18 protein-coding genes, 1 tRNA gene and 1 other annotated feature are annotated in these 18,031 nt (G+C 34.9%); of the genes, 4 read left to right on the top strand and 15 right to left on the bottom strand.

Features of this window, described 5'->3' with window-relative positions:
• Positions 1–12: 12 nt before the first annotated feature.
• A complete protein-coding gene (gene trpS, locus FFM65_RS01105) occupies positions 13–1,029 on the bottom strand; it encodes a tryptophan--tRNA ligase (RefSeq protein ID WP_119317264.1) in 1,017 nt (338 codons plus the stop codon).
• Positions 1,030–1,354: 325 nt separating this feature from the next.
• On the opposite strand from trpS, the gene helD reads away from it, so the two are divergent.
• Positions 1,355–3,628 carry an RNA polymerase recycling motor HelD gene (helD, locus tag FFM65_RS01100; RefSeq protein ID WP_119317263.1) on the top strand — a complete coding sequence of 758 codons (2,274 nt, stop codon included), beginning with the start codon at positions 1,355–1,357 and terminating at the stop codon, positions 3,626–3,628.
• A 62-nt stretch (positions 3,629–3,690) separates the two neighbouring features.
• Here helD and FFM65_RS01095 read toward each other — a convergent pair whose 3' ends face one another.
• The 6 genes from FFM65_RS01095 to FFM65_RS01070 all read right to left on the bottom strand — a co-directional run bounded on the left by FFM65_RS01095 (position 3,691) and on the right by FFM65_RS01070 (position 8,085).
• The gene (locus tag FFM65_RS01095; protein ID WP_119317262.1) at positions 3,691–4,218 is read right to left on the bottom strand and encodes a GNAT family N-acetyltransferase; all 528 of its coding nucleotides are present in this window, start codon (positions 4,216–4,218) and stop codon (positions 3,691–3,693) included.
• A gap of 40 nt (positions 4,219–4,258) precedes the next feature.
• Positions 4,259–5,023: an ABC transporter permease gene (locus FFM65_RS01090; RefSeq protein WP_119317261.1), complete on the bottom strand. Its 765-nt coding sequence runs from the start codon at positions 5,021–5,023 to the stop codon at positions 4,259–4,261.
• Positions 5,020–5,925 (bottom strand): ABC transporter ATP-binding protein, encoded by a 906-nt coding sequence (locus tag FFM65_RS01085; protein ID WP_119317260.1) that lies wholly within the window; start codon positions 5,923–5,925, stop codon positions 5,020–5,022. The genes FFM65_RS01090 and FFM65_RS01085 overlap by 4 nt, the downstream gene beginning before the upstream one ends.
• Positions 5,925–6,137 carry a PLDc N-terminal domain-containing protein gene (locus FFM65_RS01080; protein ID WP_162897870.1) on the bottom strand — a complete coding sequence of 71 codons (213 nt, stop codon included), beginning with the start codon at positions 6,135–6,137 and terminating at the stop codon, positions 5,925–5,927. The genes FFM65_RS01085 and FFM65_RS01080 overlap by 1 nt, the downstream gene beginning before the upstream one ends.
• Positions 6,127–7,245 carry a helix-turn-helix domain-containing protein gene (locus FFM65_RS01075; protein ID WP_162897869.1) on the bottom strand — a complete coding sequence of 373 codons (1,119 nt, stop codon included), beginning with the start codon at positions 7,243–7,245 and terminating at the stop codon, positions 6,127–6,129. Before FFM65_RS01075 ends, FFM65_RS01080 begins: the two co-directional genes overlap by 11 nt.
• Positions 7,246–7,419: 174 nt before the next feature.
• Positions 7,420–8,085 carry a CPBP family glutamic-type intramembrane protease gene (locus tag FFM65_RS01070; RefSeq protein ID WP_119317258.1) on the bottom strand — a complete coding sequence of 222 codons (666 nt, stop codon included), beginning with the start codon at positions 8,083–8,085 and terminating at the stop codon, positions 7,420–7,422.
• Between the two features lie 205 nt (positions 8,086–8,290).
• On the opposite strand from FFM65_RS01070, the gene FFM65_RS01065 reads away from it, so the two are divergent.
• On the top strand, positions 8,291–9,364 hold the full coding sequence (locus FFM65_RS01065) for an acyltransferase (RefSeq protein WP_119317257.1): 1,074 nt from the start codon (positions 8,291–8,293) through the stop codon (positions 9,362–9,364).
• A gap of 42 nt (positions 9,365–9,406) precedes the next feature.
• Here the strand turns inward: FFM65_RS01065 and FFM65_RS01060 are convergent, their stop codons facing one another.
• The 4 genes from FFM65_RS01060 to FFM65_RS01045 form a co-directional block, all read right to left on the bottom strand.
• On the bottom strand, positions 9,407–11,212 hold the full coding sequence (locus tag FFM65_RS01060) for a collagen-binding domain-containing protein (protein WP_218022553.1): 1,806 nt from the start codon (positions 11,210–11,212) through the stop codon (positions 9,407–9,409).
• A 321-nt stretch (positions 11,213–11,533) separates the two neighbouring features.
• Positions 11,534–12,403, bottom strand: coding sequence for a DegV family protein (locus FFM65_RS01055; RefSeq protein ID WP_119317255.1), 870 nt, complete (start codon positions 12,401–12,403; stop codon positions 11,534–11,536).
• Positions 12,404–12,584: 181 nt separating this feature from the next.
• Positions 12,585–12,658, bottom strand: a tRNA-Thr gene (locus FFM65_RS01050).
• 53 nt (positions 12,659–12,711) lie between these two features.
• On the bottom strand, positions 12,712–13,233 hold the full coding sequence (locus FFM65_RS01045; RefSeq protein ID WP_119317254.1) for a DUF308 domain-containing protein: 522 nt from the start codon (positions 13,231–13,233) through the stop codon (positions 12,712–12,714).
• 128 nt (positions 13,234–13,361) lie between these two features.
• Between FFM65_RS01045 and FFM65_RS01040 the strand changes: the two genes are divergently transcribed.
• Entirely contained in the window at positions 13,362–14,012 is a 651-nt protein-coding gene (locus tag FFM65_RS01040; RefSeq protein WP_119317253.1) for a metal-dependent transcriptional regulator, read from the top strand.
• Positions 14,013–14,053: 41 nt separating this feature from the next.
• On the opposite strand, the gene FFM65_RS01035 is transcribed toward FFM65_RS01040, so the two are convergent.
• Genes FFM65_RS01035 through FFM65_RS01020 form a run of 4 tightly spaced genes read right to left on the bottom strand, consistent with a single transcriptional unit; the run spans position 14,054 to position 16,793 of the window.
• Entirely contained in the window at positions 14,054–14,839 is a 786-nt protein-coding gene (locus FFM65_RS01035) for a DUF975 family protein (RefSeq protein ID WP_119317252.1), read from the bottom strand.
• 59 nt (positions 14,840–14,898) lie between these two features.
• Positions 14,899–15,831 carry a DUF4097 family beta strand repeat-containing protein gene (locus FFM65_RS01030; RefSeq protein WP_119317251.1) on the bottom strand — a complete coding sequence of 311 codons (933 nt, stop codon included), beginning with the start codon at positions 15,829–15,831 and terminating at the stop codon, positions 14,899–14,901.
• Entirely contained in the window at positions 15,824–16,486 is a 663-nt protein-coding gene (locus FFM65_RS01025; RefSeq protein WP_119317250.1) for a DUF1700 domain-containing protein, read from the bottom strand. Before FFM65_RS01025 ends, FFM65_RS01030 begins: the two co-directional genes overlap by 8 nt.
• Entirely contained in the window at positions 16,476–16,793 is a 318-nt protein-coding gene (locus FFM65_RS01020; RefSeq protein WP_119317249.1) for a PadR family transcriptional regulator, read from the bottom strand. The genes FFM65_RS01025 and FFM65_RS01020 overlap by 11 nt, the downstream gene beginning before the upstream one ends.
• Positions 16,794–16,997: 204 nt before the next feature.
• Positions 16,998–17,218 (top strand) — a binding site (T-box leader).
• A 149-nt stretch (positions 17,219–17,367) separates the two neighbouring features.
• Between FFM65_RS01020 and FFM65_RS01015 the strand changes: the two genes are divergently transcribed.
• The gene (locus FFM65_RS01015; RefSeq protein WP_119317248.1) at positions 17,368–18,021 is read left to right on the top strand and encodes an amino acid ABC transporter permease; all 654 of its coding nucleotides are present in this window, start codon (positions 17,368–17,370) and stop codon (positions 18,019–18,021) included.
• Positions 18,022–18,031 lie beyond the last annotated feature (10 nt).

Genomic DNA, 18,031 nt, shown 5'->3' with positions numbered 1-18,031 from the left:
AATTTTCAGAAATTAGTCGAAATAGTTAACACCAATGGCTTTTCTAACTTCAGATAAAGTTTGGTTAGCAATGATATTAGCATTGTCACTACCCTTTTTAAGGATATCGTAAACACCAGGAATATCTTTTTCATATTCAGCACGACGATTACGAATTGGCTCAAGGATTTCTTGCAAGACATCATTTAGATAACGTTTAACTTTAACATCACCTAAACCACCGGCTTGATATTGCTCCTTTAATTGAGCAATCTTTTCTTTATCAGTACCAAATGCGTCAAGGTAAGTAAAGACAGTATTGCCTTCAATTTTACCAGGATCTTCAACGTGAATGTGGTCGGGATCAGTATACATAGACATAACTTTCTTAGTAACTTCATCCGCTGAATCGGATAGATAAATACAGTTGCCTAATGATTTACTCATCTTAGCATTGCCATCGATACCAGGTAGACGACCTTGTCCCTTAGGTGGGAAGTAACCCTCTGGTTCTACTAAAGTATCAACGTTGTAAGTGTTATTGAAGGTACGAACGATTTCACGAGCTTGTTCCATCATTGGTTCTTGGTCGTCACCAACAGGAACTGTATCGGCCTTGAAGGCTGTAATATCAGCAGTTTGACTAACTGGGTAAGTTAAGAATCCTGCGGGGATACTTTGACCAAAACTCTTTTGTTTGATTTCTGATTTAACAGTTGGATTTCTTTCCAAACGAGAAACCGTTACTAGATCTAGATAATACATCGTTAATTCATTCAAAGCAGGAATTTGTGATTGTACCAAAATATTAGTTTTAGCAGGATCGATTCCAACTGAAAGATAATCCAAAGCAACTTGAATCAAACTGTTACGAACTTTTTGAGGGTCGCGGGCGTTATCAGTCAAAGCTTGCATATCAGCAATCATGATAAACATCTTATACTTGCCCTCATTTTGGAGCTTAACGCGGTTTTTCAATGAACCTAAATAATGTCCGATATGTAATTTTCCTGTGGGACGATCCCCAGTTAAAATAGTATTTGTTTTCATGTTTTCCTCCTGAATTAATTAATGCACAAAGATTTTTCTGGTGGTATAATGGCTCTCCACAATAAAAAAAGCGCCCTATTATCTTAAATAATAGGACGCAAAAGCGTGGTGCCACCTGTCTTGTAGATTACTCTACCGCTCAAAGTTATAAGGTGACTAACCATACCCACTTCCTAACTCAAGGTCGATAACTTTTGCAGCCGTGAAGTTATTCTCTGAACCAACTTACTTGAATTAGTACTAAAAAATGCTTATGCTTTAATGTACTCTAATTGCTATTAGCATAATTAAAAATCGACAAATTGTCAACGTGAGAGGGATTTTAATGACGATTAATCAATCAAAAGATGAAGAACAACAAAGAGTCAATTCAGTTGCTGAAAAAATCGACAACAAGATCAAACGAGTTGACCAAAGTATTGCCCAAGCTCATCAAGAAACACATCGTATTTATCGTAACTATGGTGAAAATACCAAAGTTAATATTTTTGAAGTCGATGACCAAATGGAAACTAACGCTTCTGTTCAACAACAAAAGCAATTAGTTGCCTTGGCAGTCGAAAACGAAAATATTTTAAACGCCAACCGTCTTAAACTAGAAAATCTCCAAGGCTCACCTTATTTTGGACGAATTGATATCGTTGAAGATGGTGAAGAAGATACTCTTTATATCGGTACTTCTACTTTGCAAGATGATGACGGAAACTTCCTAATTTATGATTGGCGTGCTCCCATTTCGGGAATTTACTACAACGGGATGCTTGGTAAAGTACACTACCAAACTCCCAATGGTAAAGCCGAAGTCGAACTAAAGAAGAAACGTCAATTTCAAATTGTTAAAAATAATATTCGTAATATGTTTGATACCAATGAAACCGTTGGGGATGAAATTCTCCAATCTGTCTTAAGCGAATACAGTGATGAATATCTAAAGAATATCGTAGCTACTATTCAACATGAACAAAACGTTATTATCCGTGACACTCGTTCTGACGTTTTATTAGTTCAAGGTGTCGCTGGATCTGGTAAAACTTCTGCCATTTTACAACGTGTTGCTTACTTGCTTTATCACAGTCGCTCAACGATGAATGCCGATAATATTGTCTTGTTCTCCCCTAATAAATTATTCAGTAATTACATTTCTGAAGTCTTACCTAGTTTAGGTGAACGAAACATGCGTCAGGTTACTTTAAATGAATTCATTTCCTTAAGACTAACTGGTGTTCAAGTTGAAACTCTATTTGAACGCTATGAAAAAGACGAACGCAATTTGCCAGAATCAACTGTTAAAATGCGTCTTTATAAAGAAAGTGGCGATTTCTTAGACAAGTTAGCCGAACTTGAAGAAAATCATCCTGAACATATTTTGCATTTTGAAGACATTATCTTTGAGGGTAAACCTTTCTTCACTAAAGAAGAAATGGCTGAAATTTATGATTCAGTCAATCATGCTTACCACATTACCGATCGTTTCTTAAAGACGAAAAATGCTTTGATCAAACGTCTCCAAAGAAGAATCCATGAAGATCGTAATGAAGATTGGGTTCAAGCTGAAATCGACAATTTATCTGATGAAGACTTCCAACAAATTATTACCGACCACAACATTGAAGAGTCAACTAACCAACGTGAAATTATTGCCGAAGAATTTTTGAAGGAACGTTACGCACCAATTTATAACGCCCTCATCAACGACTATTTCTTTAACCCTTATAAGGAATATCTCTTCTTGCTCAACGAGATGGACCAAGATTTGGTTTCTGATAGTGTTTGGCAAACAATGATTGAAGCTATCGACAACAATATTGAAGCTCACAAACTAAATCTCAGTGATTCAATCGCCATTCTTTATTTACGTGATATCGTTACTGACGGTGGTGTCAATCATTCGATTCAACACATCTTCATCGATGAGGTGCAAGATTATACGATGGCTCAACTCAAATACATCGCCCATGCTTTTCCAAATGCCAAAATGACTCTGTTGGGTGATCGTGCTCAAGATGTATTAACTAGTTCCTACCGTCAAAAAGATCTTGTTACCGAAGTTAACGAATTATTCAGTAAAAAACGTATCAACACTATTACGTTAAATCAAAGTTATCGTTCAACTGCTGAAATAACTAACTTTGCCACTAAACTTTTGCCAAATGGTGAAGAAATCAAAGCTTTCTCTCGTCAAGGTGAAGATCCCGTTATCAAGGTCTTTGACAATGATAATTACTATCAAGGTTTAAAGGAAACGGCTAAAGAACTCAACAAGAAATACGAAACAGTCGCTATCTTGACGCGTAATCAAGCTCAAGCTGAACAAATTTATACCCACTTCAGCGATGAATCTATTATTACTTTAGTTGATGCTGATTTTCGTTCAATTCCTAAGGGCATTCTAGTCCTACCAATTTATTTGGCAAAAGGTTTGGAATTTGATGCGGTTATCGGACACGACATCTCGAACATAAACTATCCTGACAGTCGTAGTACTGATGTTCTTTATACTATCTGTACTCGAGCCATGCACAGTTTGACTCTGTGTGTCGATGGTACAGTTTCCCCATTATTAAGTAACGAGTCCTCAGATTTGATTTCTGAACAATAAATTAAAAACTCCAATGAAATATCCTATGTGGGTATCCCATTGGAGTTTTTGCTATTTTCTGACTACTTTACTAATCCATATAATGATGCATCGTGATATTTTCCAGCTGAAAAGATTTCATCCTTCAATGTACCTTCAAATTGAAAGCCGACTTTTTTAGCAACCGCATTACTAGCAAGATTGACTTCTTCCGCCATTAGTTTAATTTTGTGTAAACCTAGTTCATCAAAGCCAATTTCTAGCAGCTTTTTCAGGCAATCGGTCATAACGCCGTTACCCTGGAACTCTCCTCCAAGCCAATAGCCAACTTCAGCATGTTTGTTATCAAGATCAATATTGTGCAAATCGATCATGCCAACTGGATGTCCATTGATCCAAATACTAGCATTCCACAGTTTCTTTGCGGCCATACGTTCTTGACAATATTCTAGGAAAGCCCGTTCGCCAGCAACTGATTTAGTCGACTCACCCCAGGGCATAAACTTAGCTAATTGAGGTCTGGTTTTCTCAATTTGTTCATAAAGACTCTCGGCATCTTTAGGATCAGAAATCTTCAACTTTACATTCTTTCTAACTAACCACTCTTGCATGATGTCACCTTCATTTATTCTTATTCAGTCAGTGATAATATTAACCAATTTTTTTCTTGTTTAAAATCAAAATTGAGATTGACAAAACTATCATCGCTGCCACAACACTTATCCCAATAGCTGGATAAATATGAGATATCTTTTCTGTGCCTTTGACTAAATCCAAATTATCATTGACTAACGATATTGGATTATACTTCTGCAATTTTTCAAACATATTCACTAACATCAAACTGATGAACAAAATTACTGACATCAAAAAGCCAACATAATTACTCTTGCTCAACGTTGAACCCAAAATAACCACTGCAACGAACAATAGACCAAAGACTAATAAAGGCCACATCCCCATCCAAATATTAGGACTTTTATCATCTGGAAAATAGTACGTCGTATAGCCCCAGTTGATCAAGAAGGCTATGATTACTGCCAAACACCACTGCAACATAGCGACGACATATTTGGCAATAACTACCGCATAACGTGGCAGCCCTTTCGCTACTAAATTGACTAAAGTTCCTTTAGATATTTCATTACTAATGGTTCCACTAAAAATAACCGCTAAAATAAAAATTCCGATTTGAGTTATGTTCTTATAATACTGTTGCCACGCCTCAACACTGGTAGGATCAGGCATCTTGATAGTCATCTGACTAGTTGAAGCTAGTTTTAATAAATCTGGTGTTAACTTGGCCATTAGTGGTCCCTCAATTCCAAAAACTACAAAGATAGCCACAATAATCAATAAATGATAATTACGCCACGATTCCAATAATTCTTTACGCATAAAAATCCAAATTCTCATCGGGTTACCTCCATAAAGATATCTTCCAAACTAGTGACTTGCTTATTCATAGAAATTGGTACTAAGCCAGCTTTCAAGAGCCTTTCTAAAATAACTTTAGCACTCTCTTGATAAGAGCCTCGATAATCAATAGTCAATTGCGCATTATTTTGAAGCGCTTGTTGATTCAATGAAATATTTGCTTTTTGAGCCATTTTTTCAGAATCAAATTTCAATACTATTCGTGGTTTGGCGTAGTCATTTTTTAAATTATCAAGCGTATCGTTTACTTTTAAAACTCCATCATCGAGTATACCTACGCGATCACTGATTCTTTCAACGTCACTCAAAATATGAGTTGAAAAAATAATCGTCATTTCGCCACGTAAGCTTGCCAACAAATCTAAAAAGTCACTTCTTCCAATCGGATCAAGCGCTGAAGTTGGTTCATCGCAAATCAGTAATTTAGGCTGATTCAATAATGCTTGAGCGATTCCTAAACGTTGCTTCATTCCTCGAGAAAAACCACCAATTCTCTTTTTATTGATTGGTAAATCAACCGTTTTTAAAAGTTGTTTGATACGTTGCGACAATTCCTTTCTAGGAATATTAGTTAATTGTCCGCAAAGAGTTAAGTATTCACTGGGATTCATATAATCATAGTATTCAGGAACATCTGGCAAATAACCTATAACTCGGTTAGTGAGGGAATTGCCGTAATGGACTTTTTTCTCATTTACTTCAATATCACCTGAATCAATTGTTTCTAAGCCCAGAATCATTCTCATCGTAGTAGTTTTTCCAGCACCATTTTCACCAACAAAGCCAAAAATTGAACCCTTTGGAACAGAAAAGTCTAATCCTTTAATGATTTCTTTATCACCAAAGCTTTTTTTGACATTGTGTAACTCCAAAACTGACATTATTCATTCTCCTTGCCGACTAACAAATAAACAACGGCACCAATTGGTTGGAATAATAATACTAGAATTATCCACAAAATTCTGTTGCCAAAACGATACTTCTGATGCTTGAAGATATGTACTAAAGCTACGATATCCAGAACTAGTTCTAAAATTATTAATGGAATAAATAGCGGTAGATTATCGAAAAAAATATCTGGATTATTCATCATCCAAATTCTCCTTTATTTTGTTTAAATGGGTAAAAATCTCTTTAAACTCCTCATCGTTTTGATATGCCATAAAAATTGGGGTCTGCGTGATTATCGTTACAAAGTCAGTTTTTAATTGTTGGTCGCTTCTAGGCAAAGTGTCACCCAAATCAGTTTGCTCTAGCCAATCATCTATTTGGTCAAAATACTTATCTCCGTGCTGCTTAAGTGGAAATTTAATATTTTCTAGTAGTGCAACATACTCGGACAAACATTGCTTGACCATCTCATCATTTTTGATTTGAGCAAATCCAAACGCTGCCGAGGTCAAAAAGTTAATTACGATAGTTGGATTTAATTTTTTGACAGAAAAAGCCACGATTATTTGTTGTCCACGTTGATAAGTAGCCAAAAACTTTTGTGGTTGATTGACGATTAATTGCAAATAATTAGTTAACTGACTCATCATAACGGCAATGTACTGAAATAAAGCACTTTGAGTTGTTGCCACGGCCTTGTCATTTTCACCTTTTAATTGATAAGCCCAGGCTATCAAGCTTTCTACTGGATAATATTCGGGTACGTACTGGCCTAATTTGTGCAAAACTTCATCTGGTTTTTGTAAAACTAGTGAACAATAAGCTGAGAAATTTTTAGCTTTTGCCAAAAGTTCCGGATCGTTTGATATTTCAGAAACGTGTTGAAAAAGGTTTTGTGCCTGAATTAAATATTTTTCAGTTTTATCTTTTTGATTGTCACCAGGAAACAAGTCCCCGTGATTAACTAAAAACTGTCCCATTTCTAAAATTAATGGTGCACAAGAATAATAGCGATGAATAATTTCCTCAAATGATTTATAAACTTGTTCAGGTGGATTATCTTTAAAAGAATTAGCTAAGGATTGATAAATTTTTCTAATTTGACTTGCAGATAAATTGTTACTATAACTTAGCAATTGATCCACGGTGATATCAAAATAGCTTGCTAATAAAGGCAGCAATGTTACATCAGGATACGTTTGATTATTTTCCCATTTGGAAACTGAAGCCTTAGATACACCGACAAAATCAGCTAATTGTTGTTGTGTAACTTGCTTTTCTTTGCGTTTTTGTAAAATAATCTTACTCATGTCCAACTTCATCCTAATCACCTCTTGTATTAATTATATTGGGTTGATTATGTTTAGTATAGCGATACTTAGTTAACTCTAAATGGTATTTATCAACTTATACGATACTTATTAAACTAAAAAAAAGCCCAATGCCATAGTTTTGAACTACGACACTAGACTTATAATAAATATCTAAATAATTATTGTTCCAACTGCTGCACTAACCATAGCTACAAAGATAGCCATCTTTTCATCCTTAGTGTACAAATAAGTTAAAGCATAGCACCAGCCTAAAGCCATCATCATAAAGAATTGCAATATAGAACCAGGCAAACTGATCAATCCAGCAATGACCCCGCTCAATAAAATTCCCATAATGGCACTGTAAGCCGAACTCTTTCTAAAGAAATAATTAAAGAAAAATCCAGTTTGCACTAATTGCTGCTGAATCGTTATAACAAAAACATTTGCAACCATGTTAAAGACAAAAACACTCTGCTCAGCACTTGAAACGTCATCGTTAGCAAACTTGGGTAATTTACCAGTAATTTGCAAATAACTGACCATGATTCGCATCAAGCAAACCAAAATTATCATTAAGCTGACCAATCCAGCATTAGATAATAACGAATATACGAAACCATCAGCTGTATCGGAAAATGATTTTTCTTCTCGAATATACTTTCTAATCATCAAAAATAGCGTAATTAATCCAACGACAAAGAAGACTATCACGATTGGCATATCCAATCCTTTGCTATTTGCCGCATTATTTTTCAACATCAATGTTACGATGGAAAATGCTATCCATATTAAATATCTGACAAAATCTGTTCCTGGAGATTCTCCTACGCGCATAATAACTTCTTCCAATCAATAATTTTACTTTGTCATTATATCATACGCCAATACTTCATTTTCTTCTTGTTTTCAACTATTATTAATAGAGTATTTAGGTTTGACATTAAATTGCCGTCGTCCGTTCGGCCTTGGAAAACGCTGGAACGCTGTGGGCACGACGACGACATCTTAGCCAAACCTGCATTTGGAGGGATTTTTTTTTATGAATAAGAATCATCGGATTTTTTATTTAGACTTTATCCGTGTTATTGCCATTCTCTTAGTGGTCTTTATCCACGTTTCTGCTATTGATACTACTTTGAATGTTGGCAGTGGACAATGGCAGATCACCAAAATTTTAAATTACTTTGCTCACATCAGTGTCCCCGTCTTCTTTATGATTTCTGGATCACTATTGCTCAATAGTAAAAAAACAACTTCTTTAAGTTATACTTGGAAAAAAAGAATCCCGCATGTGGCTATTCCCTTTATCTTGTGGTCAATAATTTCACCTATTGTTGTTGGGATTTATGCACATTCATTATCATTTAAAAACGTAATGAGTGTTGTCAAAACTATCCTTTATCAACCAACTTCTCCAACGCTTTGGTTCATGTATCCACTCGTTGGAATTTATATTCTTTCTCCAGTTATCAGAACTTTTGTTGAACATGCTTCTAATGAAATGTTGATTTATGTCACAGGAATTTGGTTAGTTACTTGTTCACTATTACCATCCCTTGCCGTAATGTTGCCAAAGGACTACACAAAGATTCTTACTCTATCGCCAGTAGCTAACTTCTTCTTAGTTGGAGGTTTCACAGGCTATTTTATTCTTGGTTATTTATTAACAAAACTAAAAGTTGAAAAAGCTAACAATCTTATCTTACTTGTTATTTTTCTAATTGCCGGTATGGGTGGTAATTTCATTTCTGAAGCCGTTCCTAGAATTTTCGACAGCAATAACGGCTATTATGTCACTTCTATTTATATTCCTATCATGTCAGTTGCTGCTTTTATTCTTTTACAAAAATGGGGGAGCAAAATCAAATCCAACATCACAATTAAAACTTTTGAGTTCTTATCGCCTTTAGTATTCGGAGTTTACTTGATTCACAATTTATTAATTCTTTTCATCGAACCTTGGTTCATGAATCACGTTGCTATTCACGGATTAGCTGCTACTTTCTTGAGATACATCGTTGTCTTAGCTTTGTCGATTGTTATTATTTGGATATTAAATTGGATTCCCGGTATCAATTACTTGTTAACTGGTAATTCTAAAAAGAGAAAATAAAAAACCTTCACGAAATCGTGGAGGCTTTATTTTTATCTAAAATTAATCTTCTTTTTTGATTCTAGTAAATTTCAAAATTGCACCAAAAGCTGCCAAAATTACACCTAGGATTGTGGCAAGAATTCCAGTTGTCTCACTAGTTTGTGGCAATGTTCCAGAATCTGAACTTGAGCCTTGTGATTCGGCAATATTACTACCAGCAACACCTGGTAATAATCCTTCAGAATTTCCTTCTGAACCACCATTTGTAATGGCATTGCCATCACTATCTAATAGTCCGTCAGTTCCTTCTTCTTCTCCAGCTTCTTCGGATTCATTAGACTCATCAGAACCATTATTTTCTTCCTCTGAGCCTTCATTATCTTCGTCTTTATCTTCTTCACCATTATCATCAGTATCTGGCTTTTGACCTTCTGAACCGCCATCAACTTCGATTAAATCACCAGTGTCAGGGTCAATATCTTCTTCCTCTTCTTCTTCATCAGGGTTTTCGATATTGCCACCGTCGTTTTCGTCGCCGTCTCCTTCATCTGGTAATCCATCAGGAAGTTCTCCTGGAATTGTTACAGGTCTTTCAAACTCTGTTTCAGTAGCGTTATCGTCTTGAAGATCCCATCTGTGAGTTTCGGCGTTGACGATCACTTTGTCAGCTACAATATTACCATCAAGGTTAGCATCAGCTATAACAGTTGCCTTTGGAGCCAAAACACTACCTTGGAATGGACGTTTGACGTCAATTGTTCCTGTGTACAAATTATCGCTAGCTGTGCTGTCATAGAAGTTCCATAGTAAGTGGTTGTCATCAAAGTATTCTGTTTCTTGGTTAGGACGATCCTTTTGATTGGCGTTAGCACCTTCACCATCATTAAAGGTCAATTTAACTTGTGAATTAACATCATATGGATCTTGGCCTTTGGTATCGACGTTAATAATGACACTCGTTCCACCCTTGTCAGCGGATAAACCGGTAATATAAATTGGGGTATCAGTATTTAAGACATCAGCATCCAAATTGATAATGATTTGGTTGTTTGCATTAGGATTATAATTCTCCAAGTTGATAACACGTTGATTACGATCTGGAAAATCACTAGCTTGAACTGAAACTGTCGGTTCCATATTGGAAAGTGTATTTGATTTGCTCTCTAATTGTGAGAACTGTGAACCAAAATCAATATATGTATTACCATTCTTATCTTGATACGTTTCATCTTTAGTCAAGTGATCAATGTTAGTTCCATCAACTTTAGTCCGAGTCGTGTCAGTAACATCAATATCATTACCTTCACCGAAAACAACTTTATTAGTACGATCAGCATTTCCTTGGACAAACGAACTTGAAGCGATAGCATTGTGATTTTGAACATAAGAAATATCTTTATTCAAATAGCCTTCACGGATATTTGTACCGAAATTAACGTTTCCATTCAAAGTACCAACAGCTAAATTACCATTAGTATGAGCATTCAAAGTTGCTTCATTGGCAAAAATATGGAAGTTTGATGCATAACCCAATTGATTACTATTTTCATTACTAAAGTCATCACTAACACTTCCACCATCTTGAACCTCATCATTTACGGATTGAGTAACGGCTGTTTGAGATTGTGTTGTACTTTGCGTTGTTGCTGTATTACTTGTTGATTGTGCTGAACCTTGAGTTGTCGCAACATCATTCGTAGTATTTGCTGTTTGCGATGCAGTTGAGCTCTCGCTTACAGAAGTACTATTATTGAAACCATTATTGACAGTAGTTGCGGCATTAGTTTGGGTTGTTGTTGACATCCCCATCAAAACTGCTGCGCTGACAGCTACACAAGATAAAGCCCATTCTTTTCCCTTTTTCATTAACATAATTAACTAAATCTCCCTCTTCAATTTAGAATAATTATTATCTAGTGGTAATAAATCAGGTAATAATATTATTTATGAAAATTATTACGCTACTCCAAAATATTGTCAAATTAATATTAGATTATAATCACATAACTTTTTTATTGCATAAATGTTAAAAGAAAGATTGATTTAACAGCATTATTAAGCATTTATGCAAAAATAAAAAAAGTTTACTTTTATGTGATTTTTATTCTTTTTTTTGACAAACAAAAAGTCCAATTCATAAGAATTGAACTTTTTTAATTATTTCATAAATAGTCGTGGGGAGAAAAATTATTGTCGATCGGCAGATCCCATAGCAAAGACTGCTACACAACCAAAACCTGTGTGACTTGAAATAGTCATACCAATTGGATAAATTTGAATATCAGCTTCAGGAATCGACTCTTGAATTTTATTTTTAACAACTTGAGCAGCTTCATAATCACCACTCGTTGTAATAATAATTGGTTGGTTAACATCATTTTTAATTGCCGGAGTTATCTTGCTGGCTAAATCTAAAAGTGATTTTTTACGTGTGCGAGTTTTTTCGACCATACGTAGCTTACCATTAGGATCAACATCCAAAATGGGCTTCACTTTTAAGAGTGTACCCAAAGCAGCTGATGTATGAGAAATTCGGCCACCATGATACAAATAATTTAAATTATCAACGGTAAACCATTGTTGAAGACGTAATTTATTATTACTAAACCATTCCACTAATTCTTGCAAACTTTTGCCAGCTTTTTGAAGTCTGATTGCTTGCAAAACTAACAGACCCTCACCACCACTAGCAGCAGCTGTATCAACAATTTCTATTATTGCTTCTGGAAATGATTCTAATAAGATGTCCTTAGCCTGTTTGGCACTAGAAAGAGAGCCACTCAATCCACCAGAAAAGCCAATATAGACGATTGGCGTTTTCTTTTCCACATAGGGCTTAAAAAATTCCACATATTCACCAATATTAACTTGTGTAGTAGTTGGCATGATTCCTTTTTGAATCTTTTGGTAAAATTCCTCAATATCATAACTTTGACCAAAATCATTGTAGATATCTTCAGCACCAATTTTTGTATGGAAGCAGATTGCATCAACATTGCTATCCTTCAGAGTTGCCAAAGGTAGGTCGCATTCTGAATCCGTTAAAATTTGATACATAGTCTACCCCCTCAAATTAAATAATGACTTACTTTATTTAAGTCACCGATTAATAATACCATTAATTTTAATTCTGTAAACTATGTAATCTAGTTTTTAAAACCATATGTTTAATAATTAACCATTATTAATTTTTTAAATAAAAAAAGCAGCTGTACAAAAACGTACAACTGCTACATACAGCCGTCTATCGGATTTGAACCGACGACCCCCACCTTACCATGGTGATGCTCTACCTATCTGAGCTAAGACGGCATTAACACTCCCTACATTTTAGCAAATTTAGATACTGTAGAGAATGCTTTTAATTAAAATGCTTCAATAATTTCGGCTACTCCGGTGGCAAAGAAGAAAAAGGCTAATAGGAAAACAATGAAGCCTCCTGCTAAAACTGGATTGAATAATAGAATAATCGCAAACAAGAGATTCAAGCCTGCCAAAATAACGATCAACCAATAGTACTTTTTACCAAAGAAATGATAGAAACGAGCGGTAAAAATTTGGAAAGCCGCATCCAGCAAAAACCAAATTGAAAACATGTAAATAATTGCGATGACTCCTACATTCAGGTGGGCAATGAAAATAATACCGATAATAATATTCACAATAGCTGAAAAAATTGTCCAACCACTTCTAACACCCAAAAAGCGTGTCATTTGAGATCCAAACCACAATTGATAAATTCCTCGTAAAATTATAAAAAAGCCAAAAATTCCAGCAATGGTCGATAAACTTTTTAGCGGATACCACAATACCAAATAACCCGCATATAAAGAAATTAAACCAATGATGAAACCAAACCAATCAAAATGGCGCTTTGGTTCACTCATATAAATCTTCCCCTTCTCAAATTCTCAATCACATTTTTATTTTAACATTAAGCAATATCAAAGTTGAACGATATGCGCTATAATAAAAGGGCTAAGAATATTATTAGGCTAAACGAAAGGTTGTAAAATTGTCCCCTAACAAAGAAAATTATTTAAAAACCATTTATGAATTGAATTATGACTTCACAAAGATTACTAACAAACGTATTTCAGAAATCATGAATGTGTCTGCTCCATCTGTTACCGAAATGTTGAATGCTTTAGCAAGTGAAGGCTATTTAACACATTCCCCATATAACAAAATCGTTTTAACACCTAAGGGAAATAAAGTTTCTGAAAAACTAGTTCGTACACATAGACTTTGGGAAGTATTTCTTAATCAATGTCTCAAATACCCTGTCGATAACGTTCACCATAACGCTGATGCACTAGAACATGCTTCTGACGACGATTTGATTGATCACTTGAACGACTTTCTTGGTCATCCTCAACGTTGTCCACATGGTGGAATTATCCCCGGAAACGGTCAAGGTGAAACTGATGCTGATGATAAATTGCTCAGCATGATTCCTGATGGAACTAAGGTTCAAATTGTCCGTGTGTCTGATAACTATGATTTTCTTCAATACTTTGGCAGTTTAAATCTTGAAATTGATGACACAATCGAAGTTATCAAACATGAAAAATTCGACAATTCATTAGTCGTTAAAAAAGCAGATGGTTCAAACTTAACAATTGGTGCTAAGGCCATCGATTATATTTTCGTGGAAACACGTTAAAAAAAGAATCTTCAATGTGATTGCTCACACTGAAGATTCTTTTATTTTTTGCGATTATTTTCTAAAACTTTTTGATAAAAAATAGCCATTGTCAATTGTTCATATGGTTGTAACCAAATTGATAGTAATTCATGTGTTAAAGCATTTAAAATTTCCCAAAAGAAAAATTCAAGACAAAATGAGAAATAAGCCCACTTATATCCACGCATTAAAACTGAACTACGACTAAAACTAGAAAAAGCCATACGTAAAGTCCATTTATTTTGATCAGCCACATCATCCTTAAAAATAAAGAAAGTCTGTGAAAAGATCATCAAAAACCAAATACCAGGAATAATATACAACATTAATCCCGCTTCCAAGAATAGTCCAAATAACGCCGTTATGAACAATAGTGGAAAGAAATAACGGCCCGAAAAGGCTCGTAAGCTATCCTTTAAAGCGTTGATTTGATAATCAGGATTACGTAATTTATCAATCAAAGCATACGAAACGCCGACACAAATCATAATAAAGAAAAACATAAAAGCATAGACAGCAACACTCGTTTCAGGAGTTAGTGTCAACATAAACTGGTTAGCCGAACTAGGGTCATTAGCCATGCTGGCAGATATTTCTGATAGTCGTTGACTTGCCTGAGATGGATCAGCTAAATTAACATTCAAATTAGCCATCCAAGTCGTGTAAATTTTGGTTCCAAAGTACACTGCCAAAAATCTCAAAAGTATTGGAACAACATTAAGAGAAATATTTCCCTTAATATCTTTACGAAAAGCTCTGTGAGCCTCACGTCTGATCTCCAAGGCAGATATTCGATTATTATTCATCTATATCCCTCACAATTACAATAACGCCATTATAACAAAGATAATTACTAGCTACTAATTTACTTCATTGTAATTGAGCCTTTGGTTGCTTTGACAGTCAATAAATTACTTGCATCAACTTTATTTTGATACTCATGACCATAATTCTTATCCATAAATCTAACAATGCCATCTTCGGTTGTTAAATCTAAGCCATCAGCTGTAACGTCACTACCCGTAAAATGCCCATTACTAAAGATACGGAAATCATTTTTATTCATAAAAACTACTTTATCCATCGTAATACGGCCATGACTTGATAAAGAATTCATTGTATCTAGATTAGATTGTTTCACCTTTAAAGCAGATTCATTTAGATTGATACTAGTTTTAACTAACGTTGAATTCTTTATGACAACGTCAGAATATTGATTAGCAACTAAAGTCATATTATTTATTTTTGAATTATCCACTTCAAAATTAGCATCATACAAATTGATCTTGTCTAAATTGTTTATCGTTGCATTTTTGATATAAAGTTGTGCATCATAATCCATATCTTTAGCGGTTTTAACGAGATGTTCTATCGTTACATCATTAACATATATAGCACTATTGGCTAATCGCAAACTGACATTATCAAGTGTTTTATCCATTGGAATCGTGATAGTTACTTTAGCACGCCCCAATACATCAACACCGACATGTTTGTTTTTCTTTTTGCCAGTAATAGTCAAAGTATCATTTCTTACTTTGTAACTTGGCATCTGTGACTTGTCGCCATCGACATGAATCTTATAACGGTCACCTAATTTAAAATTGATATTTGTATCTCGACCTTCAACGTAGACATTTTTAAAATCAGATAATGGATAAGTTTCATTTACGCTTTGTGCTACTTTGAAGCCATGATCCCAAACGACGGAACGATTGGCTCCCATCAAAACGCCACCGAGTAGAAGAATTCCACCAATTATCAATAAATAAAAACCCGTTACGAAATACTTACGCATTAGTCTTATCCCCCTTCATTGGTGTTTTACGTCCATAAAGTAATTTTTTACCTAACCAACGGAAGAAGATAACTACTACACTAAAGCACCATTTAACTAGCGCTATAACGATAGGAATTAAGAAAAAATCTACTCCCAAGATCAATAAACCAATTCCGACATAGAAAATAGTCGTCCAAAATGATTGAAAAATGACTGATAAACCGATAAAAATGGCACCAATTCCCCCTACGACTGACATTGCTACCAAGAATAAGAATAGTAGAATCATGAAAACAATCATTCCAAAGAAAGTCAAAATCAGCGGTATCAAAATAATAGCAATCATGATAGCTACTGGAGAAGCCATCAAAGCTAAAATAACCAGCCCAATCATCTTTAAATTACGTGAAGCACGTTCGTTACTAGAAATTTGGCCATTATTAACGTTCTGATAATTTTCTTCAGACATTTTAATTGAATAATCTGCTAAAACTTTGCGTGCCAAATTTTTGGGTGTACCCAATTCATTGATTATATTATTTGAAGTCTGTAAATTGGCATCAATCATATATTCACGATAAAATTCAATAACATCATCTTGTTCTTTTTCATCTAATTGATGCAAATAAATTCTAAATTCATCAATGTACGAATCTATTGCGTTATTCTTCATTTTTCCCCTCCAAGATAGCATCTGTGGCCGCCTTTAATTCTTTCCAATTAACTTTAATTTGTTCCAAGTGTTCTCTGCCTAAATCTGTTATTTGATAATAACGACGATTTCTACCTTCGTAAGCTTCATCATATGTACTCAACCACTCTTCTTTTTTTAACCGACGAAGAATTGGATACATTGTTGATTCTGAAATGGGAAAACTCTTCTTTATCTCACGAGTAATCGCATAACCATAGTAATCTTGCGTAGTTAACAGAGCTAAAACTGAACCTTCAAGGATCTCAGTCGAAGCTTGAATTGCCATATTATCTCCTCATTTCCTAATACTATACGTCGTATAATATCATTTCAGTAACAATATATTATAAATAACATTATATGTCAATTTTTATAGACTAAAAATGGCGGATCAGCAGCGATGTATTAACATCAAAAATATTTTTTGATAAATAAACCTTGACATTATTTATTCTAGGCCGTACGATAGTTGCAACATTTCAAACAAATATAAAAAGCGACGACAGAAGAGTAACTGAGTTAACTAGTCCAGAGAATCAACGTTGGTGTGAGTTGATCTAGTCCTTGGTGAAACACATCTGTAAGTTGAATGATTGAATCAAGTAGGTCATTTCGGTAGCACCGTTAAAGCTGAAGTTATTGTAACTTCGTGAGCCTAATATCGTGAGGTATTGGGAACCAGAGGTGGAACCGCGAATATTCGCCCTCTTAGTCTTTTGACTAGGAGGGTATTTTTTTACAATAACTTCTTGAGGTTAGTGTTGTGAGATACTAACGAACTCGAGGTGGAACCACGTCAAGACGTCCTCTAGCTATATGCTAGTGGGCGTTTTTTTATATTTGTAAAGGGGAGAGATATTATGATGAACTATATTTTTGAAATTTTACCGTCACTTCTAAGTGGTACGGTAATGACTTTGAAAGTTTTCTTTTGGACACTTATTTGTTCATTGCCATTAGGAGTTTTGGTATCACTAGGACGCAGTTCCAAATTTAAGCCACTAAGTTGGATCATTTCTTTTTACATCTGGGTCATGCGAGGAACTCCTTTACTACTACAACTAATTTTCGTTTTCTATGGCTTACCTAACATGCCATTTGCACATATCGTCTTTGAAAGATATGACGCCGCATTGTTCGCTTTCATTCTTAATTACACTGCTTACTTTGCTGAAATCTTCCGTGGTGGTTTTTCAACTGTTAGCAAAGGACAATTTGAAGGTGCTAAGGTTTTAGGACTCAGTTATTGGCAAACAATTCGAAAAATCATCATTCCTCAAGTTGTCAAAATCGTCTTACCTTCAATTGGTAATGAAGTAATCAATTTGGTTAAGGATTCATCTTTAGTTTACGTAATTGGTTTAGGCGACTTGCTTCGTGCCGGAAATATCGCCAGTTCACGTGACGTTACCTTACTTCCATTGGTCTTAGTTGGTATCATCTACTTACTATTAACGTTGATTTGTACTTGGGTACTAAAAGTTCTAGAAAAACGTTTCAGTTATTATCGTTAGGAGAGAGAAA

It is taken from the genome of Companilactobacillus formosensis, from assembly GCF_005405305.1.
Lineage (GTDB): Bacteria > Bacillota > Bacilli > Lactobacillales > Lactobacillaceae > Companilactobacillus > Companilactobacillus formosensis.
This window is presented reverse-complemented; position numbering and strand designations above follow the sequence as displayed.